We start from the raw sequence: 23,699 nt of genomic DNA, 5'->3' as shown, positions 1-23,699 counted from the left end.
TATTTAATTTATATTCTTAATTTATTGATTTTATAGTAGTGCAAATTTTAATATAAATACTATTGATAATATTATTAAAGATGTTTTTGCTTCATCTTTTTTTCCTGATAATAATTTTAATACTGTATAAGATATTATCCCAAACATTATTCCATCTGCAACACTATACGATAAAGGCATTACTATAAATGTTATAAATGCTGGTATTGCATCTGTTAAATCATCAAAGTTTATTCTAATTATAGAACTTGCCATCATAAACCCAACTAGTATAAGTACTGGAGCTGTAGCTTGAGCTGGTATTGATGTAAATAAAGGTGCAAAGAATAATGATATAAAAAATAGTATTGCTGTGACAATTGCAGTTAATCCAGTTCTACCACCTACGGCTATGCCAGCACCACTTTCTACTGTAGTAGCAAGTGTAGATGTCCCTAACACTGAAGATATAGTAGTTGAAACTGATTCAGCTAATAATGCTTTTTTTACCCCTGGCATATTTCCATTTTCATCTATTAAATTTGCTCTATCAGCTATACCTAATAAAAATCCTATAGAGTCAAACATATTTACAAATAAAAGAGTTAATACTATCACTAACATATCTAAGCTAAAAATATCTGATTTTCCTACTTCAAAAACTTTCATAAATACTGGTTGTATAGATGGTGGTACATCTATAACTCCTTGGGGCATAGGGACTATTGCAAATATCATACCTATTATTGATGTTATTATTATGGATATTAAGAATGCTCCATTTACTTTTCTTATTAATAATGTTGCAGCAATTATTAAGCCAACTATACTAAGTATAACTGTTGGAGACTTTACATTTCCAAGAGATATAATGGCTCCACCTTGTTGGATTATTCCTGCATTAACAAATCCGATAAATGTTATAAATAAACCTATTCCAGCTGTTATAGCATGTTTTAAAACATCTGGCATACACTCTATGATTTTCTCTCTAATATTAGTTACTGTTAATAAAACAAATATGATACCTTCTATAAACATTGCACATAGAGCAAATTGCCAACTATATCCCATACCTAAAACTACTGTATAAGTAAAGAATGCATTTATACCCATACTTGGCGCTAATATTATTGGGTAATTAGCAAGTAATCCCATTATTAAGCATCCTATTGCCGATGCTATTGCTGTGGCTGTAAAAACAGCTCCCTTGTCCATACCCGCTTGTCCTAGTATTGTAGGATTTACAACTAATATATATGCAATTGTCATAAATGTAGTAATCCCTGCTAATACTTCTGTTTTAACATTTGAATTATTTTCGCTAAGCTTAAATATATTTTCTAAAACATTAACCTTCCCTTTGCTATTTTTTATCGTATCTTTCATTTATACGTCTCCTTCAATTAATATTTCAGAATTTTTTCAATTTTATATTATTTTTTATTTTATACTGTAATATTTTGTCGATGGTTTTATAAAAATAAAAGGCTATAAGCCTTTTATTTTTATAATGTAAAGTGTATATGAAGTAATTATATTATAATCTTATTCCCACTCTATAGTTCCTGGAGGCTTAGAAGTTATATCATAAACAACTCTATTTGCTCCATCAACTTCATTAACTATTCTATTTGATATTTTCTCTAAAACATCATATGGCATTTTATACCAATCAGAAGTCATTCCATCAGAAGATGTAACAGCTCTTAAACCTACTAAGTAAGCATAAGTTCTTTCATCACCCATAACTCCAACAGTTTTAACATCTGGTAAAGTAGCGAATGCTTGCCATATTTCTTTGTATAATCCAGCCTTTTTTAATTCATCCATATATATAGCATCAGCTTCTCTTAAGATATCACATCTTTCTTTAGTAACTTCTCCTATAACTCTTATACCAAGACCTGGTCCTGGGAATGGATGTCTGAATATTAAAGCTTCATCTATTCCAAGTTCTAAACCTATTTTTCTAACTTCATCTTTGAATAATTCTCTTAATGGTTCTACTATTTGGAACTCTATATCTTCAGGTATTCCACCTACATTGTGGTGAGATTTTATAGTAGCAGCTTCTCCATGTCCACTTTCTACTACGTCTGGATATATAGTACCTTGTACTAAGAAGTCCATTTTTCCTAACTTTGAAGATTCTTCTTCGAATACTCTTATGAATTCTTCACCTATTATTTTTCTCTTAGCTTCTGGTTCAGTTATCCCTTTTAATTTTCCTAAGAATCTATCTTCACAATTTACTCTTATTAAGTTCATGTCAAACTTATCTCTGAATATTCTTTCTACATCGTCACCTTCATTTTTTCTAAGTAAACCATGGTCAACGAATACACAAGTTAAGTTATCTCCTATAGCTCTATGAACAAGTACTGCAGCAACTGATGAGTCAACTCCACCACTTAATGCACATAAAACTTTTTTATCTCCAATTGTTTCCTTTAATTCTTTTATTTTATCTGATATGAAAGAATCTGTTGTCCAATCTCCACTTACCTTACATACATTGTATAAGAAGTTTTTAAGAACCATATCTCCTTCTAAACAATGTTCAACTTCTGGATGGAATTGCACTCCATATAAGTTCAGTTCAGCATTTTCCATAGCTGCTACTGGACAATCAGCAGTGTAAGCTATTGACTTGAACCCTTCTGGTAAAACATCTATTAAGTCTGTATGACTCATCCATACTGTACTTGTAGTTATACCTTCAAATATAGCTGACTTTTCATAAGTTATTGATGTTTTTCCATACTCTTTTTCACTAGTATTTCCTTTTCTTACATTACCACCTAATATGTGAGCCATTACTTGTATACCATAGCATATTCCAAGTATTGGTACACCTATTTCAAATATTTCCTTAGCTATCTTAGGAGAATCTTCTAAATATGCACTATTAGGTCCCCCTGTAAATATTATACCCTTCGGATTTTTTTCTTTTATTTTCTCTATAGGAGTCGTATATGGTATTATTTCACAATATACGTTATTTTCTCTTACTCTTCTTGCTATTAATTGATTGTATTGACCTCCGAAGTCAACAACAAGTACTAATTCATGCTTCATATTATATCTCCCCTTGCATACTATAGTTTGGTGCTTCTTTGCTTATTGTTATATCATGTGGATGACTTTCTTTTAAAGATGCTGCTGTTATCTTAACAAATTGAGCATTATCTGCTAAATCTTTTAATGTAGGTGCTCCACAGTATCCCATACCAGCTCTTATTCCACCTATCATTTGGAATATTATATCTTCTGCTTTGCCTTTGTAAGGAACCATTCCTTCAACACCTTCTGGAACTAATTTCTTAGCATCATTTTGGAAATATCTATCCTTTGATCCTCTTTCCATTGCCCCTATAGAGCCCATTCCTCTATAAGTTTTGTATGATCTACCTCTATAAAGAACTGTTTCTCCTGGACTTTCTTCAGTTCCAGCAAACATTGATCCCATCATACATACTGCTGCTCCACCTGCTAATGCTTTAACTATATCTCCTGAGAATTTAATTCCTCCATCTGCTATTACAGGCACTCCATATTTTTTACCAACTTCTGCACAATCTATTACAGCTGTTAATTGTGGTACCCCTATACCTGCTACTACTCTTGTAGTACATATTGACCCTGGTCCTATACCAACCTTTACACAGTCTGCTCCAGCTTTTATTAAATCTTCTGTTGCTTCTGGTGTTGCTACATTTCCTGCTATAACTTGAAGCTGTGGATGAGCATTTTTTACTTTTTTAACTGCATCCATAACTCCCTTTGAATGTCCATGTGCACTATCTAATACTATAACATCTACATTAGCCTTAACTAATGCATCTACTCTATCTAATAAGTCTGCGCTTATTCCGACAGCTGCACCACATAAAAGTCTTCCATGAGCATCCTTAGCAGAATTCGGGTATTGTATTTTCTTTTCTATATCTTTTATAGTTATTAATCCTTTTAAACGACCTTCTTCGTCTACTATAGGTAGCTTTTCTATTTTATGCTTTTTAAGTATTTGTTGAGCTTCAACTAAATCGATTCCTTCCTTAGCTGTTACTAAGTTTTCTTTAGTCATAGCTTCCTCTATACTCTTAGTCATATCATCTTCAAATTTTATATCTCTGTTAGTTATTATTCCTATTAACTTATTATTTTCATCTACTATAGGTACCCCAGAAATTTTATATCTAGCCATTATATCATCTGCATCTTGTATACAATGGTCTTTTGATAAGTAGAAAGGATCTACTATTACACCACTTTCACTTCTCTTTACTTTATCAACCTCTAATGCTTGTTCTTCTATTGACATATTTTTGTGTATTATTCCTATTCCACCTTGTCTAGCCATAGATATAGCCATTTTAGATTCAGTAACAGTATCCATTCCTGCACTCATTAGAGGAATATTTAATTTTATTTCTTTAGTTAAATAAGTCTCTAATTTAACATCTTTAGGTAATACCTCAGATTTTTGAGGAACTAATAAAACATCATCAAAAGTTAAGCCTTCTTTTAGTATAGTTGCCATGGTAGTTCTCCTCCCTTTATTTTTTATTTATACGAATTTTATTTCCATTTTTTTAATCATTTATTCGTGTTATAAATGTATACAAAAAAACCTGCATAATAACTTCATCTTACTTCTCATAAAAGTGAAATTACTATACAGGTTTCCAAAATATCTGTTCTAGCCAACCTGTAAGGATTTTAATCAGCCTACAAGTTTACTTTATATGATATTCTGTGATAATAATTTCACTCATAGTCAAGATATTTACGGTATCTCGGTAGAAACTCTCAGACCATATTTCTGAGTATATACGAGTGATGGTATGTATTCATTTATAAATAATTTCTTTAGGTTAAATCCTAATTTATCAAAATTTATTATTTATGTCAATATCTTTATATTAAATTCTTTATATATAATATTGTTAATTTCTAGAAGAATTTTTGTAAACGATATCCCGTAATTATCTGCTATTTTTATGCAATCTTCATACTCAGGTGTTACTTTTATTAAATTTCCTTTGTAGTATCCAAGCTTTACAGATACTTTACCATAAATAGTTTCGATTTTGCGAAATTCTCTTTTTAATGTCACTCTATCATACTTAGAATATCTTACTCCAAAAGTAGATGTTTCTTTTAGTAAATGTTCGGTTATTTTTTCTAAATCATCTTCTTTACATATAACCGATAATTTTACTGCTGGTCTATTCTTCTTCATATATATACTCTCAGTATATATATCTAGAGCTCCTTCTTGTAATATTTTATTGTATAAGTGCGAATATATCTCTGATGACATGTCGTCAATATTAGTAGTTATTTCATATACTATTTCCTGTTTTTTTTTATACCTAAAATACTTCTTAGCATATTTGGTACTTCAAACTTCTTATATCCTATTCCATACCCTACTTTATTCACTTCAAACTCTATATCATCTACAAACTCATTACATAATGCCTTTATTATACCTGCTCCTGTTGGAGTTGTGCATTCTCCTTTTACGTTATTTAACTTAACTGGTACACCTTTTAATATTTCTAATGTTGCTGGCGCTGGTACTGGCATAACACCATGGTCGCATTTTACAAATCCTGACCCAAGAGGAACAGTACTTGAATATATCTTATCTATACAAAGTAGATCTATTAAAATACATGAACCTACTATATCAACTATAGAATCTATTGCTCCCACTTCATGAAAATGTATTTTATCTATAGTCGTCCCATGTACTTTAGCCTCAGCTTCACCTATTACAAGAAATACTTTCTTAGCCATTTCTTTTACCTTATCACTTAAGTAACTAGAATCTATAATTTCAAATATATCTACTAGATTCCTATGTGGATTATTTTCTTTAGTTATAACATCTACATTCGTTCCAAGTATTCCACTTTCATTTTTAGGTGTAATCTTAATTTCAAATTCTTCTTTTATATTTAGTTTATTAATTTCTTCTAAGAATATTTCTTTAGGCACCCCTAAATCTAACAAACTTGATATGGTCATATCTCCTGAAATACCATTAACCAAGTCTAAATAAAGTATTCTTTCTCCCATAATACAACTCCTTGACGTTAATTGCCGTTTTTAATCTAATTTATTTATCATAGATGCCAAGTATCCTGCACCAAATCCATTGTCTATGTTTACTACTGATATTCCAGATGCACAACTATTTAACATAGTTAAAAGAGCTGATAAGCCATTAAAGTTTGCACCATACCCAACTGAAGTTGGAACTGCTACAACTGGTACATCTACAAGTCCTCCTACTACACTAGGTAAAGCACCTTCCATGCCAGCAACTACTACTATTACCCTTGCACTCTGTAACTCTTCTGTCCTATATAACAGTCTATGTATTCCTGCCACACCTACATCATATATTCTCCCAACATCATTACCTAAGAACTTAGCAGTATGATATACTTCATCTGCTACTGGTATATCAGAAGTTCCACCTGTAACAACTAATATTTTTCCTTTTCCCTTATTTTCTATAGGATGATTGTTTATCTTTAGGATCTTGCATGTTTTATCATATTCACAATTATCATATATAGATTTGATTTTCTCATATGTTTCTAATCTACATCTAGTACCTAATATGTTAGATCCTTTTTCATACATCTTTTCTATAATACCTATTATTTGCTCATCATTTTTACCTTCACAGTAAATGACTTCTGGGTATCCATTTCTTATTTGCCTGTGATGATCTATATTGGCATACCCTAAATCTTCATAGGGTAGCTTTTTTAACTTATCTAACGCTTCTTCTATGTCTATATTATCATTTTTAAACTCACTTAATAACTCCCTTAAGTCCATAAACTACCCCTTTCACTTTATAATTTATACTTTAAATTATAGCCCTATATATATTATTTTTCCATAATTATAATTCGTTCATTTGTTGTTATTTTTCATCCAAAATAAGAACTATTATATTTAGCTCTCCATGTTAAATCGATTCAATTATTTTATTTATAGAATCAAAATTTATTTCCATTATCAAAGTACTTTCTTCTTTCTCGGTTATCAATCTGACTTAAATAAAGACTGTTGTGTAATACATAATCCTAATTTTGTGTATGATGAAGATTGTATTCATAACCTACTTCATTTTAAATTATTTAATTTATCATTTTTATATGTGCTCATTTCTATTTCAAGCTAATTTGATTATTAATATCTTTACTATTTACTCATTTGTAATCTATTGAATTTGATTATATAATGTACTTGTATATAGCTAAAGAAATGAGGTTTTTTATGAATACATCTAAATTATTTACAATAAAATCAGACCTGAATAAAAAAGATTATAGATATTTTCTGTACATATCAACATTTTTCAAAGATAAATTTGCTATTTTCAAGATGATTTTATTGCTTTTTTCTATATCTATGTTTTGTATATATAGTGAAGGCTCTTTCTCTTTAAAAAGTTTCTTTATTATATTTATATTATTATCATTTATATTTGTATCTCTGATACTTATTCGTATTGAATCAAGAATTAATAAAAGGATTAAAACTGATGCTACTGGGATATTTAATACTCAAGAAACATTAGATTTTTATAATGATTTTATAGTAGTTAATAATTCAGTATTTGAAGGTGAAATAAAGATTAAATATAACCAGATTTATAAAATATTTGAGTCTAATCATTACTTTATTACTTATTTTAATATTAATCAAGCTACATTAATAAATAAAACAAATCTAGATACTGATACTATAAATAATTTAAGAAATCTATATAAAGATAATTTAAAGGATAAATACATAAATCTAAAAATCTAGCATACATACACTTTACACATATAGTTCATTGGAAATAAAAATTTAATTAGCAAAAAGCTACCTCAATATTGAGGTAGCTTTTCATATTTTTGTAAATTATATTTACATCATTCCTGGCATTGCTCCACCCATTCCTGGCATTGGAGTATCACTTTCTGGAAGGTCTGCAACAGCAGCCTCAGTAGTTAAAAATACTCCAGCTATAGAAGAAGCATTTTGTAATGCACTTCTAGTAACTTTAGTTGGGTCAACTATACCAGTTTCTATCATATTTACATATCTTTCATTTAAAGCATCAAATCCGACTTCAGCTTCTTCATTTATTACTTTTTGTATTATTACAGCACCTTCAAGACCTGCATTTATAGCTATTTGTCTTAATGGCTCTTCTAATGATTTTCTTATTATCTTAGCACCTAATTGTACTTCACCTTCTAGTGTCTCTATTAACTTATCTACAACTGGTATAACACTTACTAATGCAGTACCACCACCAGCAACTATACCTTCTTCTACAGCCGCTCTTGTAGCGTTAAGTGCATCTTCTATTCTTAATTTTCTTTCTTTCATTTCAACTTCTGTAGCAGCTCCAACCTTTATCACAGCTACTCCACCAGCAAGTTTAGCTAATCTTTCCATTAACTTTTCTGTATCAAATTCAGAAGTAGTTTCTTCTACTTGATGTTTTATTTGATTAACTCTATTTTCTATAGCTACCTTATCACCAAATCCATCTACGATTGTAGTACTTTCTTTAGTAACTTTTACAGAACCAGCTCTACCTAACATAGTTAAGTCAGCTTCTTTTAAGTCATATCCTAATTCGTCAGATATAACAGTTCCTCCTGTAAGTATAGCTATATCTTCAAGCATTGCTTTTCTTCTATCTCCAAATCCTGGAGCTTTAACAGCAACAACCTCAAATGTTCCTCTTAATTTATTAACTACTAATGTAGATAATGCTTCTCCATCTACATCTTCAGCTATTATTAATAACTTCTTACCTTGTTGAACGATTTGCTCAAGAACTGGTAATATGTCTTGTATATTAGATATTTTTCTATCTGTTATTAATATATATGGATCATTTAATACAGCTTCCATCTTATCTACATCTGTTACCATGTAAGCAGATACAAATCCTCTATCAAATTGCATACCTTCAACAGCATCTAATTCTGTATGCATAGTTTTAGATTCTTCAACTGTTATAACTCCATCTTTTCCTACGATTTCCATAGCTTCTGCTATTAACTTACCAACTTCTTCGTCTCCAGCAGATATAGAAGCAACTTGAGATATAGATTCTTTAGTTTCTATAGTTCTTGATTGTTTCTTTAATTCTTCAACTGCTACTTCAACAGCTTTTTGTATACCTTTTCTTAGTAATACTGGGTTAGCTCCAGCAGTTACGTTCTTTAATCCTTCTCTTATTATAGCTTGAGCAAGTACTGTTGCAGTTGTAGTACCATCTCCAGCTACATCATTAGTCTTAGTGGCAACTTCTTTAACTAATTGAGCTCCCATATTTTCAAATCTATCTTCTAACTCTATTTCCTTAGCTATTGTAACACCATCATTAGTTATAAGAGGTGCACCAAATTTCTTATCTAATATAACATTTCTTCCTTTAGGTCCTAATGTAACCTTAACTGTATCTGCTAATTTGTTAACACCATTTTCTAAAGCTTTTCTTGAATCTTGTGCAAATTTTATTTCTTTAGCCATTTCTATCCCCTCCTATTATTATTCAACTACTGCTAGTATTTCACTTTGTCTTAATATTGTGTACTCTTGCCCATCTATTTTAACTTCTGTTCCTGCATATTTTTGGAATAAAACTTTATCTCCAACTTTTAATTCCATAACTATTTCTTTTCCGTCAACTATTCCACCTGGTCCTACTTCTAAAACTTCAGCCATTTGTGGCTTTTCTTTAGCAGCTCCTGGTAAAACTATACCACTTGCAGTTTTTTCTTCTGCTTCTAACATCTTAATAACTACTCTGTCAGCTAATGGTCTTATTTTCATATTTTTCCCTCCTAAATGAATTGTAAATATGTAAAAATTCTAATATTTGAAATATATTATAAACAAAATAATTGTTATCACTCTTTAGGTTAGAGTGCTAACAATTATTATAATATATTAATTTCCCATATTTTTCAATAGTTTTTGTTAAATTTTATAATATAGGCGAGAACAACCTAGCTATTGATTCTCTAACCTTTTTACCTAATTTTCGCTTAGAAAATTCATCTAATGTTAACTCTTCACTACTATTTAAATCCTCAAAAAAATCTTTATTCATTCTTTCTACAATTTTTTTGTCATATATAAATGCATTTATTTCAAAATTAAGCATAAAACTTCTTAAATCCATATTAGCAGAGCCTGTAGATGCTATTTTATCATCTATTGTCATTATTTTAGAGTGTATAAATCCCTTTGTATATAAGTAGACTTTACCTCCTGACTTTAATATATCATCAAAGTATGAGTAAGAAGCATTGTTAACTATCTTATGATCAGCTATCTTAGGGAATACTATCCTTACATCAACTCCACTTAGCGCTGCACTTTTAAGTGCTATAAGTATACTTTCATCTGGTATAAAATAAGGAGTTTCTATATAAATACTTTTTTTAGCTTGGCAAATAGCTGAGAAATAAGCATATCGTATAGATTCCCAATCACTATCAGGTCCACTAGCTATTATTTGAACCATACTATTACCACATCTTTGAGGACTTGGGAAATATTTATCTTCTGTTATGATCTCTTTTGTTGTATAGTACCAATCTGTTAAAAATATCATTTGTAACATATACACTGAGGTTCCTTCTATTTTTATATGGGTATCTCTCCAGTATCCAAACTTTTTATTTTTACCCATATATTCATCACCTATATTTAGGCCGCCAGTGTATCCAATTTTTCCATCTATTATAGCTATCTTTCTATGATTTCTATAATTTAGCTTTCCACCTGTCAATGGAAATTTAGCTGGTAAGAATGCTACTATTTCTATTCCATTTTCCTTCATTTCATTAAAAAACTTTCTGTAAAACCAAAACCTCCAACATCCTACATCGTCATATAATATTCTTATCTTTACACCCTCATTGGATTTTTTGATTAATAAATCTTTTAATTCTCTTCCTATTTCACTATCTTTTATAATGAAGTACTCTAAATGTATATGATTTTTTGCATTTTTTATGTCTTCTAGAAGATTTTTAAATTTTTGATTTCCATCAATATATACACTTACTTTATTATTCGTCGTAAATGGAAGTTTTCCTGTATTAAGTAGTAAACTTATTACCCTTTTTTTGCTATAGTCTTCTATATTTTCATTTAATAATTGATTTGTATTAATTGTACTTTGTTCTATATTTGCAATTTCCTCTATTCGCTCTAGATTTTCAAATATCTTTCCTTCTCTTATACTACTTGCTAGCTTTTGTGTTTTAAATAATTTCCTCTTCCTCATATTTCTCCCTAATATAGCATATATAACTAAACCTATTCCTGGAAGTAATATGAAAATGAGTAACCATGTAACAGTTCTAGCAGGATCTCTATTCTCAAGTATTATTGACATAGAAATAATCGCCCCAACAATATATGATATGGTTAAGTAGCTTAAAAACAAAAAAACTCCAATACTCATAATTTCTACCTCATCTTTATCTGCCTATACCAAGCTCCCTTGCATAATAGAATAAATATTGTTGTGCAAACCCAGCCAAATTACCAAACTTATCAATAGCATAAGTTCTCATTTTAGGTAAGCTCATATCTTCACTTACATAAAATTCTTGCATAACTCTTTTTACCCATACATCAACAGGGAAAGTATCATACTTTTGCATTCCAAATAAAGCTATACAGTCCGCTACCTTTGGTCCTACTCCATTAAATTTTTTTAATTCTTTTATGCAATCATCAGTACTTAAACTTGTATATCCAGATATATTTTCATTATCTTTTATTACATTTTCAGTTGTACTTTTTATGTATTTATCTCTAAACCCAGTCTGACATGCTCTTATTTCTTCTTGCGAAGCTTTGTTTAACTCTTCTGGTGTTGGAAAAGCATAATAATCCTTACCTCTATAATTTCCAATATAAGTTCCATAATTTCTTGATAGATTTTCTATTGCTTTTTGTATCATTGGAATCCTATTATTAGAAGATATTATAAATGAAATTAACATTTCCCATCCATCTTGTTTTAATATCCTTATACCATAACCAAACTCAGATGCCTTATTTAAATGTTCATCCATGTTTTTTAAAGTATTTTTTATATCTGTGTAATTTGTTTCTAAATCAAAGTAATTATACCAAATCTCTTCAAAATCCTTTAAATTTGTATTATCTAAGTATATTTTATTTTCTTTCTGAGATACATTTATCACTCTACCTTTTGCAATTCCAGTATATGAGTTATCCGCTTCTTTATGCCATCTAAAGCATTGCCCACATTCAAATATATGCTTAGGATTAAAATCTGCTACACCTTCTAATATTACTGTATTATTTTCTTCATAAACCTTCATTTATATATACTCCTTTTTTATGATTATTCTTAATAATACTAATTTACCCATATTTTATATAAATTAAATCTTCTTATATTCTATCTATCAAATTTTTCCTAAAAATTCTAGAGTAGAATTTAAAATTTTTTTCTGATAAAATACAAAAGATATTATTTTTAGAAGGTGATTTCATATGAAAAATAGAGGAATATTTATTGCTATAGAGGGGCCTATCGGTGTTGGGAAAACTACTTTAGCAACTATACTTAATGAACATTTCGGTTATACTCTTCTTAGAGAAATTGTAGAAGAGAATCCTTTTTTATCAAAATTTTATACTGATATTAAAGAATATGCTTTACAAACAGAAGCATTTTTTCTATTTAATAGGGTAAAACAATTAGAAGATATAGAAAAAAATCAATTAAATAAGTCTCATGGAGTTGTTAGTGATTACCATATAATAAAAAATCTTATATTTGCTGGTATAACACTTGATAATAATCAATTCCATAGATATAAGCAAATGTACAATATATTTGTAAATGATTTGCCTCAACCAGATATAGTTATCTACTTAAACTCTAATACAGATGTCTTAATGAAAAGGATAGCTATGAGAGATAGAAGCTTTGAAAGACAAATGGATAGAAATTATATACATGAACTAAGCACAGAATATAAATATTATTTTAACCCTTTATCTATAAAGCATAACTTTGTAGGTAAAGAGCCTTTGATAATTGAAATAGATAATTCAAACCTAGATTTCTTAAATAAAGAAGAAGATAGACAATTTATAATAGATAAAGTAGAAAATGCAATAAAGGCATTAGAAGGAGAAACAGCATGTTTAATTTAGTAAATCAATGTAATAAGCCTCTAAATAGGGACTTATTCATAACAGTGGCAGGAAATGTTGGTGCAGGAAAATCAACTTTAACAAAGATAATTGGTGAAAAATTAAATTTTGAAACTCATTTTGAAAAGGTTGATGGAAATCCATACTTAGAGGATTTCTATAAAGACCAAAAAAAATGGGGATTCCATCTTCAGTTATATTTCTTAGCCCAAAGATTTAAACAACAAAAGGAAATAGACTGTAATGGATTAAACAATATACAAGACAGAAGTATATATGAAGATGTAGAAATATTCGCTAGAAATTTATATGATAATGGGAAAATGACTAAAAGAGATTATATAACTTATAGGGATTTATTTAATGACATGGTTCCTCACCTTAGAAGACCTGACTTAATGATATACTTAGATGGTTCTATAGATACTATAGTTCATAGAATAGGGCTTAGGGGTCGTGAAATGGAAAAAGCCGTTGATATAGAATATTGGAAGAACCTTCACAACAGATATGAAAAATGGATAGCTGAATATGATCAATCACCTGTGCTATATGTAAATATAGATAAGGTAGATTTAGTAAATAATCCAGAGCATGTAGACATGTTATGCCATGAAATAAAGAGAATTTTAGGAATGTAGTATAAACTACATTCCTTTTTTATATGGACAATCTTTAGTGCAGTATATATTTAAAGTAAACTATTTGATAATATTTTAATAATATTAGACAGTTACATTTTTCAAAAATATTAATACTATAAAAAATAATATTATTTTTATAGTATTAATATTTTAAAAGGTGAGGTGTTTTAAATGGAAGATTCTATTCAAATTATAGCAAGTAATAACTTACTTATAACTTTTTCAATTATTGCTATGACCGGTATTGTCTGCAGTAAATTAAGTGAATCATTAAAAATCCCTGATGTTGTTTTATTTTTACTAGCAGGTATTTTACTAGGACCTTATTTTCTTGAAATGATAGATCTTAGTTATTTTGAACTAGAAAAGCAACTTATCCTTACTTTCGGTTCTGCCTTCATACTTTATTTAGGTGGAAAAGAGATTAATTTAAAAATATTAAAAAATGTAAAAATAACTGTTTTTTTACTTTCTACATTAGGTGTTATTATTTCATCTATTTTAGTAAGTCAATTTGTAAAATTTAACTTTCTAATTCCTTTTATTACGGCTCTACTCATAGGTTCAATAATTTCATCTACTGACCCTGCTACATTAGTACCTATTTTTAATAAAATTAAAGTTAAAGATAAGGTGTCACAAACAGTTATAAGTGAATCAGCATTTAATGATGCTACAGGGGCTATTTTGACTTCTGCAATTGTTACCATTTTACTTTCTGGTAAGTTTTCTTTGACACAAAATATATGGGATTTATCCATAATGATTATTGTAGGTTCTTTAGTTGGTTGTATTACTGGTATTGTACTTTTAAAACTAGTCAATGATAAACCTTATGGTGTTTTTAAGGACTTTGCTCCAATAATATCTATCCTTTCAGTTATTATAGCTTATGAAATCGCAACTAAATTTGGTGGAAGTGGATATATGGCTTGCTTTATAGTTGGAATAGTTACGGGTAATAAAAAAAATTTCAAAATTTGGCTATCTCAAAAATCATACGATGCCGATTTTTATGTTGCTGAAACCCTCGGAACTTTATGTCGTATGGCTATATTCATTATTTTAGGTAGTCAAGTTGAATTAGTTGTATTATCAAAATATTTCCTACCATCATTATTAGTTGTTTTAGCATTTATTTTTATAATAAGACCAACCTGTATTCTAATATGTGCTCTCCCAGACAGAAAAGCAATGTGGACAAAAAAAGAATTGTTATTTATGATGTGGGTGAGAGAAACCGGAGTTATACCTGCTGCACTTTGCGGTATAATTTCTACTATGAAAATCCCTGGTTACGAAATAATCTCTTCTATCACATTTATGGCTATCCTAGTTACTTTAATAGTTCAAGGTAGTACAACTAAGCTTCTAGCTAAAAAACTCGACTTATTGGAAGATACGACTGAAAATAAATCTCCTAGCTTATAGTATTATTTGAATAACTAAGCTTTCTCTACTTAATAAACAATTGATGTTCACATTATAAAAGAGTGTTCATATGAACACCCTTTTATAATAATATTCCTATTAAAATAACTGCAGTAATTACTTGTAAAGTACCTACAAATAATCCATATAAAGATACTGCCTTACCTTGTTTTACTAAATCTTTTATATTTACTCTTAATCCAATAGCTGCTAATGCTATTATTTCTAATTTATTGCTTAACAGTTTACAAATATGAGATACCTCTGGAGATATAATACTCGTAGAAAATAAAGCACATGTTATAAAGAATCCTAATACATACCAAGGAACTTTTATTTTGCCTTTTTTAGTATCTTGTATCTCTTCTTCTACTATTTCAGTATTTGATTTATTTTTTAAATGACCAAAAGTGAATACTACAACTACTAAAAGTATAACTCTTACTATTTTAAATATAGTAGCTAAATCTTTTACATGCTCACTTACCATAGCACCACTTGCAACAACTTGCCCTACTGATTGTAATGTACCACCTATTATAGCTGATGTTTTTACAAGTTCAAGATTATATAACCAGTCTGATATTAATGGCAGTAAAAACATTAAAAATATTCCTGTAACATTTACTATTGTTATAGCTATACCTTTATCCTTATCATCAGCTTCAATGACTGGAGCTGTAGCTGCTATAGCAGATGATCCACATACTGCATTACCTGCTGCCATTAGGTATCTAAAATTTTCTCCAAATCCTAATTTTTTTCCTATATATAAAGCCCCTATTATAGTTATAGCCATTTGAATTACTATAAATAATATACCATTGAATCCTAATTCCATTAGAGTTGATATACTTAAAGTTGCTCCTAATAATACTATAGAATACGATAGTAAATCAGTTTCTGAGAATTTATATCCTTTATGAAATACTTTTTGATTTAAGAATAAGTTACCTACTAACATACCTAAAAATATAGATATAGTTGCTGCTCCAATCTTTGGAACTGCCTTAGCAATTAACATACTTGCTAAACCTATTAACACTGATACAACTAAACCTGGTAATATTTCTTTTACTTCTTTTATATATTGAGATTTTTTATTATTCTTTACTGTTCCTGTCGAAATACTCATTTATAATACCTTCTTTCTTTTCGTCCTCGTCTATGTTTTTAGTATACATCTATCCTATTCATAAGTAAAATAAATAATAAAAATAATAATCATTAATTTTATTAATAATTATTTATGATATAATAATTATTAATAAAATGAAGTTAGACTATACATTTTTTAGAATTGGAGGATTTAAATTGCTAGAAGAATTAAAGACTTTTATTTCAGTCGTAGAATTAAAAAACTTTACTAAAGCTGGTGAATACCTAAATTTATCCCAACCTAGTGTAAGCACTCATATAAAAAATTTAGAAAGTTACTTTGGTGTAGTTCTTATAAATAGATCTATAAAACAAAAACATATTTTTATAACTGAAAGTGGATATATATTGTATAAAAGAGCTAAGGAAATTTTAAATTTGGTAGACCTTACATATATGGATGTTCGAGATACTTCAAATTCCTTTAAAGGACATATAAAAATTGGTGCTAGTTTAACTATAGGAGAATATCTTCTTCCTCGATTTTTAGCTAATTTTTCAAAAAAATACTCTGATGTAATAGTTGAAGTATTCATAGAAAACACTAATATTATATGCAATCACCTTAAAGATCTTAGTTTTGATATAGGATTAATCGAGGGTACTTCTATATATCCAGATTTTAATCAAGATTATTTCCTAAAAGATAAAATGGTTTTAGCTACACCTCTTGAATATGAGCTTAATTCTAGTAATTTTTCTTTTGATAAGTTAAAAGATCAAAACTGGATTGCTCGTGAAGAGGGTTCTGGTACTAGAGAATTTATGGATATGTTTTTAAATAATAATAAAATAATTCCTAAGAATATAATTACTTTTGGTAGTAACTATGCAGTAAAAGAAGCTGTTAGAAATGGTATGGGAATAACTATTACATCTGATCTTGTTACAAACCCTACTGTTAAAAATAATGAAATTTCAGTAATAGATATAGATGAATCTTACTATAGATATTTCTCTTTAATATTGCCAAAGAATATAACTATATCTAATGTAACTCAAGTCTTTATTGATGAATTGAAAGAGTATGTATCAAATATAAATAAATAGTATATTTAGTAGTTTTAAACATAATATTATACCTAAAAAAAAATTTAAATACATCATTAAATGACAAATTACTACAAGTGGTCCATAGTATACTACTATTGATTAAAATTTATTAAGGGTGGTCAAATTGTGGATAGATTCAAAAATTCAAATAAAATATTCATAGTTATAGGCATAGTTATATTTTCTATAATCATTTCATTTTTTGCATCTATATTTTTGTTATATTTTATAGATGAATTTTTAAGAAGTAATTGGCAATATCATTTATTCGAAGATAATAAATCTTATATTATATTTAGAAATTATATTATGTTTATAATTCTGTTGGTTGAAATAACTCTTATATCAATATTTTATAAAAAGACTAGAGATTAATCTCTAGTCTTCTTGTTTATATTACATTCCTATTTCTTTAAATTCTCTACTTCCTGGCTTAACTAACTCTATATTTCCTTCTTTACATAAAGGACACTCATCTGCATCATGAACTTGTATATCTAATTTTATAGCACTATATATTGGCATTCCTATATCATGACTAGTTCTGTTTGCTATACAAGCAACACCTATAACTTCCCCACCTAACTTTTCTAAAGCTTCTTTAGTTTCAATTGTAGATTTACCAGTTGTTACAACATCTTCAGCTATTATTATTTTAGCACCTGGCTTAACTTCAAATCCTCTTCTTAATTCCATTACTCCGTCTTTTCTTTCAGTGAATACTGTTTCTTTATTTAATTGTCTTCCTAATTCATAAGAAACTATTACTCCCCCCATAGCAGGCCCAACTACTAAATCTATATCTAAATCTTTTATTTGCTCAACAACTGTACTTAATACCTCTTCAGCATATTGTGGATATCTTAATACTTTTGCACACTGAACGTATCTATTGCTATGCTTTCCTGATGATAATAAAAAATGTCCTTCTAATAATGCTTCACTTTTCTTTAATATTTCTACTACATCTACTTTACTCATATTTATGCCCTCCAAAATTTATGTTTATTTAATAATTCCCTTTTAATTTAATTGTACCTTTATAATATTCCTCTTATTTCATCTAAAGTCTTTATTCCTTCAGCTTCCATAAACTTTTCTATTCCATCTATTATCTCAAGCCCTATTTTAGGATTTATAAAGTTTGCTGTTCCAACTTGTATACATGTAGAGCCTGCCATTATAAATTCTATGGCATCTTTAGCGCTTGTTATTCCTCCCATTCCCATTACCGGAATATCGACATTTTTGCTTACCTCATGAACCATTCTTAGTGCTATTGGCTTTATTGCTGGTCCTGATAATCCTGCATATACATTGTCAAATACGGGCTTTCTTTTGTATATATCTATTGCTAATGCTTTGAATGTATTTACTAAAGATACTCCATCAGCACCTTCTTCTTCACATACCTTTGCCATTCCTACTATGTCTTCTGCATTTGGTGATAATTTTATTACTAAAGGTAAGTCAGTTATACTTCTTACTTCTCTTACAACTTCTCTTGCCACTTCGTTTTTTATTCCAAAAGCCATTCCTCCAGCTTTAACATTTGGACAAGATATATTTAGCTCTATCATATCTATTGGTTGATTATTTAATAATTCAACACCTTTTATATAATCTTCTAATGTTCCACCACCAACATTAGCTATTCTTACTAAATCTAATTCTTTAAAGAACTGTAATTCATTATCTATAAATCCTTGAACTCCTGGATTTTCTAATCCAACGCTATTCATCATTCCAGATGGTGTTTCCCATACTCTCATACCAGTGTTGCCATCTCTCTTTTCTAAAGTAAGTCCTTTACTACTTACTCCTCCAAGCTTTTGTATATCATAAATTTCGTTATACTCTTTTCCGAACCCAAATGTTCCAGATGCCATTACAACAGGATTTTTAAAATCAATTTTACCGAATTTCACTCTTAGATTAGCCATTAAATATCACGTCCTCTCCCCAGAATACTGGCCCATCTTTACATGTTTTTTTATTTCCAAATTGAGTTTTACAAGTACATACTAAACATGCACCAACCCCACAAGCCATATGATTTTCTAATGATACCATTATTTTAGTACTCGTACCTTCTGTCATTTTAACTAGTTTTTCCATCATCGGTGTTGGACCACAAGTTAATATGTAATCGTATTTATTTACATTTAATATATCTGTTACAAATGTATTTCCTGTTGCTATATAAACATCATTACAAACTTCTTCATACTTCTCTTTTAGTATAGCTTCATTTCTAAATCCTAAATATGCATCGCAGTTATCTAGGTTCTTAGCTACTAAATATAATGGTGCTACTCCAATCCCTCCACCTACTAAAGCTATTCTACCTTCTACTTTTTCATATCCTTTTCCGTATGGCCCTTCTAGCTTTATAGTATCATTTACTTCTAATTTGCTTAATATTTCCGTTCCTTCCCCTACAACTTTGTATAAGAATGTTATTCCTTCTTCATCTATATCATGAATGCTTATAGGTCTTGAAAGTAATGGGTATTTATCCCATGCCCTTAACATATAAAACTGCCCCATTTTACCTTCAAATTTGCCTTCTACCTTCATAAGGTACATATCTTCGCCTACATATCTATTTTCAATAACTTTATACATGTGATTCTCCCCTCATTTGTCATATGCTAATTAAAGATTTTGTACTAACTCTAATTCTCTTTCTAATACATCTACATTATTTTTTATCCCTAGTAATTTCATTATTAGAGCCATTCTTACAAACATTCCGTACTTTGCTTGTTTAAAATATACAGCTCTTTCATCATCATCTACATTAATATTTATTTCATTTACTCTTGGTAATGGATGCATTACTAGCATATCCTTTGATGCATTCACCATTTTAGCTTTATTTAGTATATAGTAGTCTTTTAGCTTATCATACTCTTCTTGATTTTCAAATCTTTCCCTTTGAACTCTTGTCATATAAAGTATATCTAATCCTCCAATAACTTCATCTAAGTTATTAGTTTCATAGTAAGCATGACCTTGATTTTGTATTTCTTCTTTTATATATTGTGGCATCTTTAATTCATCTGGAGAAATGAATACAAACTTAGTTCCCTTGTATCTAGCCATTGCTTTTACTAAAGAGTGTACTGTTCTTCCATTTTTTAAGTCTCCACATAATCCTATAGTGTGATTTTCTAAACTTCCTTTAAGAGATTTTATTGTTAATAGATCTGTAAGTGTTTGAGTTGGATGTTGATTTCCCCCATCTCCAGCATTTATAAATGGTACTTCCGCATACTTTACTGCCTCATTAGCTGAACCTGCTATTGGATGTCTCATAGCTATCACATCTGCATAACATGATACTGTCCTTATTGTATCTCCTAGAGATTCTCCTTTTGATACAGATGATGAATTTGGCTCTGAAAAACCTACTACACTTCCGCCTAGTCTATGCATGGCAGATTCAAAGCTTAATCTTGTTCTTGTTGATGGTTCATAAAATAAAGTTGCGAGTAATTTCCCCTCACACACACGTGAATATTTTGCTGGATTGTTTATTATATTTTGAGATAAAGATAGTATCTCGTCTATTTCTTGTATTGAAAAGTCTTCTGGTTGGACTAAATTTCTTCCTTTTAATAACATTTTATTTTTCCTCCTTGTCAGCCTCTCTGGACTGAATTTAAAAGCATTTTTATTTCTGATTGAATTCTAGCACCTTTTAATATTTATGTCAATATGTTCCATAATTATTGTTTCAACAAATATAATGACACTATTTCCTAGTTTTAAGTATTAATTTATTTTTAAAGTAATTGTAATGATGATTACTTTAAAAATAAATTAAACTGATCAGTTCCTAAAGTATAATTTAATTAATTTTTCTTATGTTATATTTTTAGTTTATTTTACTTAAAATAAATTGGTATTAGATTTCTTAATAAAGATATTTATTAGTTAGACTTCAACAGATGTATTTAAGTATATGGAAAATTTTGTTTATATAAATCAATCGTTATGCTAAACTTTTAATTAGATATAAATTAGAAAGGAGATTTTATATGATAAGCGAAAAATTATTTTCTCAACTTAATGAACAAGTTAATTTTGAATTCTACTCTTCTTATACTTACTTAGGTATGGCAGCATATGCAGAATCTATTGACCTAAGTGGTTTTGCTAACTTCTTTAGAGTTCAGGCTCAAGAAGAGTTATTCCACGCAATGAAGCTATATGATTACATATTCCAAAAAAACGGTATGGTTAAATTAGAAGAAATAGCTAAACCAGAAAATGATTATGAGAATATATTAGATGCCTTCCAAAGAGGATACAACCATGAGCAAGTTGTAACTAGTAGATTCTATGAACTTGCAGATACTGCTAACGAAGAAAGAGAACATGCTACTATAAGTTTCCTTAAGTGGTTTATAGATGAACAAGTTGAAGAAGAAAATACTTTTAATTCTCTTCTTAAAAAAGTTAGAAGATGTGAAGGAAATACAGCTGCTTTATATATGCTAGATGAAGAGCTATCAACTAGAGTTTTCACACCTCCTACTAATGCTTAAAATCTAAGTAAAAAAATATTACTGGAATTATTAATTCCAGTAATATTTTTTATCAAAATCTATTTATAAAACTCTTTTTGCTGTAACAAATGTTGATGAATAGTAAGATGAGTTTATATTCGCTGTTTCAACACTTTTACCTGGCTTAGGCGAGTGAATCATTGTTCCTCCACCTACATATATTCCAACATGACTTACATTTCCAGTCCCATTAGTTGAGAAGAATACTAAATCACCTGGTTTAAGATTAGATCTACTTACAGTTTGTCCGTATCCAGCTTGAGCACTTGACGATCTTGGTAATGATACTCCTGCTGCATTTCTATATACATAAGATGTAAGACCTGAACAGTCAAAGCTATTTGGACCTTCTGCACCCCAAACATATGGTGACCCTAACTTAGCATAAGCTAAATTAACTACAGCTTGAGCAGCTGATGTATTACTTGCTGGTGGATTGTAAGAATCATTTTTTTCTTGAGTTATCTTGTCAGCTTGTATATTGTTTTCATTTGAACTAGGTTTTTTTATTGTATTTAATTCACTATCTGTGCTACTGTTTGAGTTAGCATTCTTATCAGTGTTTAAAGAATTATTTTTGTTGCTATTCGAGTTAGTATTCATACTAGTGCTTGAAGAATTATTTGTATTATTGTTTACATCATTATTATCTGTATCGTTATTGCTTAAGTTAGTATCAACAGCTGCACCGTTTAAATTTTGCTTATCTTGAGCAACTTGTTCTTCTATAACTGGGGCTTGATCAGAAATATAAGATGCCTTAACATACCCTTCATCTTCACCTTTTTTAACTTTTACCCATTCACCCTTGTCCTCTAAAACTTTAAGTGAACTTCCTAAATCTAACTCATCTATTATATCAGAGTCTGTATTTGCTTCTTTTCTAAAGTTTACCTTGTTTTCAGTAGTGTACCCATGAGCTTCTTTTATATCTACAAATCTTTTTGGTAACCAACCCTCTTCACCATTGTCAGATATTTTTACCCACTCACCTTGAATACCTAAAACTTTAAATTCCTCTCCAGTGTAAGCTACTTTTTTAACTTCACCTTGTTTTCTTATCTTTACAGCTACTCCATCTTTAACAGTTGCAACTTTATATGAAACATCTTTAAATTCATCTAATTTTAAAGTATTTTGTTTATCTTCTTTTTGCTCTACGTTTGCTTTTTCATCTGCATTGGCAACTGAGTTCATTGATAATGCTACAACTGATGCAAACATTGGTACTAATATTTTCCTTTTCATAATATTTCTCCTCCAAAAACTGACCATAATTTATGGTTACTTTTTACGTGAAACTTATACGGATAAAATACTAATACACAAGATTTAATAATTTTTGTAAAACTTGTAACTTTTTTGTAATCTATTGTTACTAACTATGTAGTATTATTTTATTAAGAATTATTTATTTTGAATTATTTTGAGAATTATTTAAAACTTTACAAATCTTGTATAAAAAATATTTTAATTTAAATTTACTATTTTATCCAATGTATCACTTAAATATACATTTGTAACCTTTATTATATCCTAATAATGGTTTTATGTAAAGTTTTTTACAATTTTCGTCATATTTTCCTGTAGAATTTTT

The 23,699-nt window shown here is 29.1% G+C and carries 23 protein-coding genes and 1 riboswitch; of the genes, 7 read left to right on the top strand and 16 right to left on the bottom strand.

The genetic code is table 11. The annotated features are described in order from the left end of the window. Positions 1-30: 30 nt before the first annotated feature. From I2H23_RS11530 to larB, 6 genes are all read right to left on the bottom strand, one after another. Positions 31-1,368: an NCS2 family permease gene (locus I2H23_RS11530; protein WP_195581667.1), complete on the bottom strand. Its 1,338-nt coding sequence runs from the start codon at positions 1,366-1,368 to the stop codon at positions 31-33. Between the two features lie 159 nt (positions 1,369-1,527). Next, a complete protein-coding gene (gene guaA / locus I2H23_RS11525) occupies positions 1,528-3,060 on the bottom strand; it encodes a glutamine-hydrolyzing GMP synthase (RefSeq protein ID WP_092922026.1) in 1,533 nt (510 codons plus the stop codon). 1 nt (position 3,061) lies between these two features. Beyond that, a complete protein-coding gene (gene guaB / locus I2H23_RS11520; RefSeq protein WP_092922022.1) occupies positions 3,062-4,525 on the bottom strand; it encodes an IMP dehydrogenase in 1,464 nt (487 codons plus the stop codon). 214 nt (positions 4,526-4,739) lie between these two features. Continuing rightward, a riboswitch (purine riboswitch) is annotated at positions 4,740-4,841 on the bottom strand. 47 nt (positions 4,842-4,888) lie between these two features. Beyond that, entirely contained in the window at positions 4,889-5,308 is a 420-nt protein-coding gene (gene larC, locus I2H23_RS15500; RefSeq protein WP_092922019.1) for a nickel insertion protein, read from the bottom strand. A gap of 29 nt (positions 5,309-5,337) precedes the next feature. After that, entirely contained in the window at positions 5,338-6,072 is a 735-nt protein-coding gene (locus I2H23_RS15495; protein ID WP_195581666.1) for a LarC family nickel insertion protein, read from the bottom strand. Positions 6,073-6,102: 30 nt separating this feature from the next. After that, positions 6,103-6,846: a nickel pincer cofactor biosynthesis protein LarB gene (larB, locus tag I2H23_RS11505; protein ID WP_092922013.1), complete on the bottom strand. Its 744-nt coding sequence runs from the start codon at positions 6,844-6,846 to the stop codon at positions 6,103-6,105. A 444-nt stretch (positions 6,847-7,290) separates the two neighbouring features. Between larB and I2H23_RS11500 the strand changes: the two genes are divergently transcribed. Continuing rightward, positions 7,291-7,827 carry a hypothetical protein gene (locus I2H23_RS11500; protein ID WP_195581665.1) on the top strand — a complete coding sequence of 179 codons (537 nt, stop codon included), beginning with the start codon at positions 7,291-7,293 and terminating at the stop codon, positions 7,825-7,827. A gap of 102 nt (positions 7,828-7,929) precedes the next feature. Here I2H23_RS11500 and groL read toward each other — a convergent pair whose 3' ends face one another. The 4 genes from groL to I2H23_RS11480 form a co-directional block, all read right to left on the bottom strand. Then, on the bottom strand, positions 7,930-9,555 hold the full coding sequence (gene groL, locus I2H23_RS11495) for a chaperonin GroEL (RefSeq protein WP_195581664.1): 1,626 nt from the start codon (positions 9,553-9,555) through the stop codon (positions 7,930-7,932). A gap of 18 nt (positions 9,556-9,573) precedes the next feature. Beyond that, positions 9,574-9,858, bottom strand: a complete 285-nt coding sequence (locus I2H23_RS11490) for a co-chaperone GroES (RefSeq protein ID WP_092922004.1) — start codon at positions 9,856-9,858, stop codon at positions 9,574-9,576. A 154-nt stretch (positions 9,859-10,012) separates the two neighbouring features. Continuing rightward, positions 10,013-11,503, bottom strand: coding sequence for a cardiolipin synthase (gene cls, locus I2H23_RS11485; RefSeq protein WP_195581663.1), 1,491 nt, complete (start codon positions 11,501-11,503; stop codon positions 10,013-10,015). Between the two features lie 16 nt (positions 11,504-11,519). Then, positions 11,520-12,395: a DNA-3-methyladenine glycosylase family protein gene (locus tag I2H23_RS11480; RefSeq protein WP_195581662.1), complete on the bottom strand. Its 876-nt coding sequence runs from the start codon at positions 12,393-12,395 to the stop codon at positions 11,520-11,522. A gap of 175 nt (positions 12,396-12,570) precedes the next feature. Between I2H23_RS11480 and I2H23_RS11475 the strand changes: the two genes are divergently transcribed. The 3 genes from I2H23_RS11475 to I2H23_RS11465 all read left to right on the top strand — a co-directional run bounded on the left by I2H23_RS11475 (position 12,571) and on the right by I2H23_RS11465 (position 15,314). Next, the gene (locus I2H23_RS11475; protein ID WP_092921995.1) at positions 12,571-13,239 is read left to right on the top strand and encodes a deoxynucleoside kinase; all 669 of its coding nucleotides are present in this window, start codon (positions 12,571-12,573) and stop codon (positions 13,237-13,239) included. Beyond that, on the top strand, positions 13,227-13,880 hold the full coding sequence (locus I2H23_RS11470) for a deoxynucleoside kinase (RefSeq protein WP_092921992.1): 654 nt from the start codon (positions 13,227-13,229) through the stop codon (positions 13,878-13,880). Before I2H23_RS11475 ends, I2H23_RS11470 begins: the two co-directional genes overlap by 13 nt. A gap of 174 nt (positions 13,881-14,054) precedes the next feature. Next, the gene (locus I2H23_RS11465; RefSeq protein WP_195581661.1) at positions 14,055-15,314 is read left to right on the top strand and encodes a cation:proton antiporter; all 1,260 of its coding nucleotides are present in this window, start codon (positions 14,055-14,057) and stop codon (positions 15,312-15,314) included. Positions 15,315-15,396: 82 nt separating this feature from the next. Here the strand turns inward: I2H23_RS11465 and I2H23_RS11460 are convergent, their stop codons facing one another. Beyond that, positions 15,397-16,449: a YeiH family protein gene (locus tag I2H23_RS11460; RefSeq protein ID WP_092921986.1), complete on the bottom strand. Its 1,053-nt coding sequence runs from the start codon at positions 16,447-16,449 to the stop codon at positions 15,397-15,399. A 179-nt stretch (positions 16,450-16,628) separates the two neighbouring features. Here I2H23_RS11460 and I2H23_RS11455 point away from each other — a divergent pair, with 179 nt between their 5' ends. Together I2H23_RS11455 and I2H23_RS11450 are read left to right on the top strand one after the other, a co-directional pair. Next, positions 16,629-17,522, top strand: coding sequence for a LysR family transcriptional regulator (locus I2H23_RS11455; RefSeq protein ID WP_195581660.1), 894 nt, complete (start codon positions 16,629-16,631; stop codon positions 17,520-17,522). A gap of 129 nt (positions 17,523-17,651) precedes the next feature. Beyond that, entirely contained in the window at positions 17,652-17,900 is a 249-nt protein-coding gene (locus tag I2H23_RS11450) for a hypothetical protein (RefSeq protein ID WP_195581659.1), read from the top strand. Between the two features lie 21 nt (positions 17,901-17,921). Here I2H23_RS11450 and pyrE read toward each other — a convergent pair whose 3' ends face one another. From pyrE to pyrB, 4 genes are read right to left on the bottom strand one after another with little or no spacing between them, the layout of a single operon-like run. Next, entirely contained in the window at positions 17,922-18,506 is a 585-nt protein-coding gene (gene pyrE / locus I2H23_RS11445) for an orotate phosphoribosyltransferase (RefSeq protein ID WP_195581658.1), read from the bottom strand. Between the two features lie 59 nt (positions 18,507-18,565). Then, positions 18,566-19,468 (bottom strand): dihydroorotate dehydrogenase, encoded by a 903-nt coding sequence (locus I2H23_RS11440; RefSeq protein ID WP_195581657.1) that lies wholly within the window; start codon positions 19,466-19,468, stop codon positions 18,566-18,568. Beyond that, the gene (locus I2H23_RS11435) at positions 19,461-20,153 is read right to left on the bottom strand and encodes a dihydroorotate dehydrogenase electron transfer subunit (protein ID WP_092921971.1); all 693 of its coding nucleotides are present in this window, start codon (positions 20,151-20,153) and stop codon (positions 19,461-19,463) included. The genes I2H23_RS11440 and I2H23_RS11435 overlap by 8 nt, the downstream gene beginning before the upstream one ends. Before the next feature lie 30 nt (positions 20,154-20,183). After that, complete coding sequence (gene pyrB / locus I2H23_RS11430; RefSeq protein WP_195581656.1) at positions 20,184-21,155, bottom strand: aspartate carbamoyltransferase; 972 nt, start codon at positions 21,153-21,155, stop codon at positions 20,184-20,186. Positions 21,156-21,571: 416 nt separating this feature from the next. On the opposite strand from pyrB, the gene I2H23_RS11425 reads away from it, so the two are divergent. Continuing rightward, complete coding sequence (locus tag I2H23_RS11425) at positions 21,572-22,081, top strand: ferritin (protein ID WP_092921965.1); 510 nt, start codon at positions 21,572-21,574, stop codon at positions 22,079-22,081. 63 nt (positions 22,082-22,144) lie between these two features. On the opposite strand, the gene I2H23_RS11420 is transcribed toward I2H23_RS11425, so the two are convergent. After that, positions 22,145-23,350: a C40 family peptidase gene (locus tag I2H23_RS11420; RefSeq protein WP_092921962.1), complete on the bottom strand. Its 1,206-nt coding sequence runs from the start codon at positions 23,348-23,350 to the stop codon at positions 22,145-22,147. Positions 23,351-23,699 lie beyond the last annotated feature (349 nt).

The organism is Romboutsia sp. BSD2780061687b_171204_C1 (assembly GCF_015560225.1).
In the GTDB taxonomy this organism is placed as follows: Bacteria; Bacillota; Clostridia; order Peptostreptococcales; family Peptostreptococcaceae; genus Romboutsia_C; species Romboutsia_C hominis.
Note: the sequence above shows the minus strand (reverse complement) of the source record. Positions and strands in the feature narration are given on the sequence as shown.

Excerpts from the sequence above, each read along its gene's own strand:
- larB (WP_092922013.1), bottom strand. The coding sequence starts at position 6,846 with ATGGACTTAAGGGAGTTATTAAGTGAGTTTAAAAATGATAATATAGAC.
- I2H23_RS11440 (WP_195581657.1), bottom strand. The coding sequence starts at position 19,468 with ATGGCTAATCTAAGAGTGAAATTCGGTAAAATTGATTTTAAAAATCCT.
- I2H23_RS11480 (WP_195581662.1), bottom strand. The coding sequence starts at position 12,395 with ATGAAGGTTTATGAAGAAAATAATACAGTAATATTAGAAGGTGTAGCA.
- I2H23_RS11530 (WP_195581667.1), bottom strand. The coding sequence starts at position 1,368 with ATGAAAGATACGATAAAAAATAGCAAAGGGAAGGTTAATGTTTTAGAA.
- I2H23_RS11460 (WP_092921986.1), bottom strand. The coding sequence starts at position 16,449 with ATGAGTATTTCGACAGGAACAGTAAAGAATAATAAAAAATCTCAATAT.
- larC (WP_092922019.1), bottom strand. The coding sequence starts at position 5,308 with ATGTCATCAGAGATATATTCGCACTTATACAATAAAATATTACAAGAA.
- pyrB (WP_195581656.1), bottom strand. The coding sequence starts at position 21,155 with ATGTTATTAAAAGGAAGAAATTTAGTCCAACCAGAAGACTTTTCAATA.
- I2H23_RS11500 (WP_195581665.1), top strand. The coding sequence starts at position 7,291 with ATGAATACATCTAAATTATTTACAATAAAATCAGACCTGAATAAAAAA.
- cls (WP_195581663.1), bottom strand. The coding sequence starts at position 11,503 with ATGAGTATTGGAGTTTTTTTGTTTTTAAGCTACTTAACCATATCATAT.
- I2H23_RS11425 (WP_092921965.1), top strand. The coding sequence starts at position 21,572 with ATGATAAGCGAAAAATTATTTTCTCAACTTAATGAACAAGTTAATTTT.
- I2H23_RS15495 (WP_195581666.1), bottom strand. The coding sequence starts at position 6,072 with ATGGGAGAAAGAATACTTTATTTAGACTTGGTTAATGGTATTTCAGGA.
- guaB (WP_092922022.1), bottom strand. The coding sequence starts at position 4,525 with ATGGCAACTATACTAAAAGAAGGCTTAACTTTTGATGATGTTTTATTA.
- pyrE (WP_195581658.1), bottom strand. The coding sequence starts at position 18,506 with ATGAGTAAAGTAGATGTAGTAGAAATATTAAAGAAAAGTGAAGCATTA.
- groL (WP_195581664.1), bottom strand. The coding sequence starts at position 9,555 with ATGGCTAAAGAAATAAAATTTGCACAAGATTCAAGAAAAGCTTTAGAA.
- I2H23_RS11435 (WP_092921971.1), bottom strand. The coding sequence starts at position 20,153 with ATGTATAAAGTTATTGAAAATAGATATGTAGGCGAAGATATGTACCTT.
- I2H23_RS11470 (WP_092921992.1), top strand. The coding sequence starts at position 13,227 with ATGTTTAATTTAGTAAATCAATGTAATAAGCCTCTAAATAGGGACTTA.
- guaA (WP_092922026.1), bottom strand. The coding sequence starts at position 3,060 with ATGAAGCATGAATTAGTACTTGTTGTTGACTTCGGAGGTCAATACAAT.
- I2H23_RS11465 (WP_195581661.1), top strand. The coding sequence starts at position 14,055 with ATGGAAGATTCTATTCAAATTATAGCAAGTAATAACTTACTTATAACT.
- I2H23_RS11420 (WP_092921962.1), bottom strand. The coding sequence starts at position 23,350 with ATGAAAAGGAAAATATTAGTACCAATGTTTGCATCAGTTGTAGCATTA.
- I2H23_RS11490 (WP_092922004.1), bottom strand. The coding sequence starts at position 9,858 with ATGAAAATAAGACCATTAGCTGACAGAGTAGTTATTAAGATGTTAGAA.
- I2H23_RS11475 (WP_092921995.1), top strand. The coding sequence starts at position 12,571 with ATGAAAAATAGAGGAATATTTATTGCTATAGAGGGGCCTATCGGTGTT.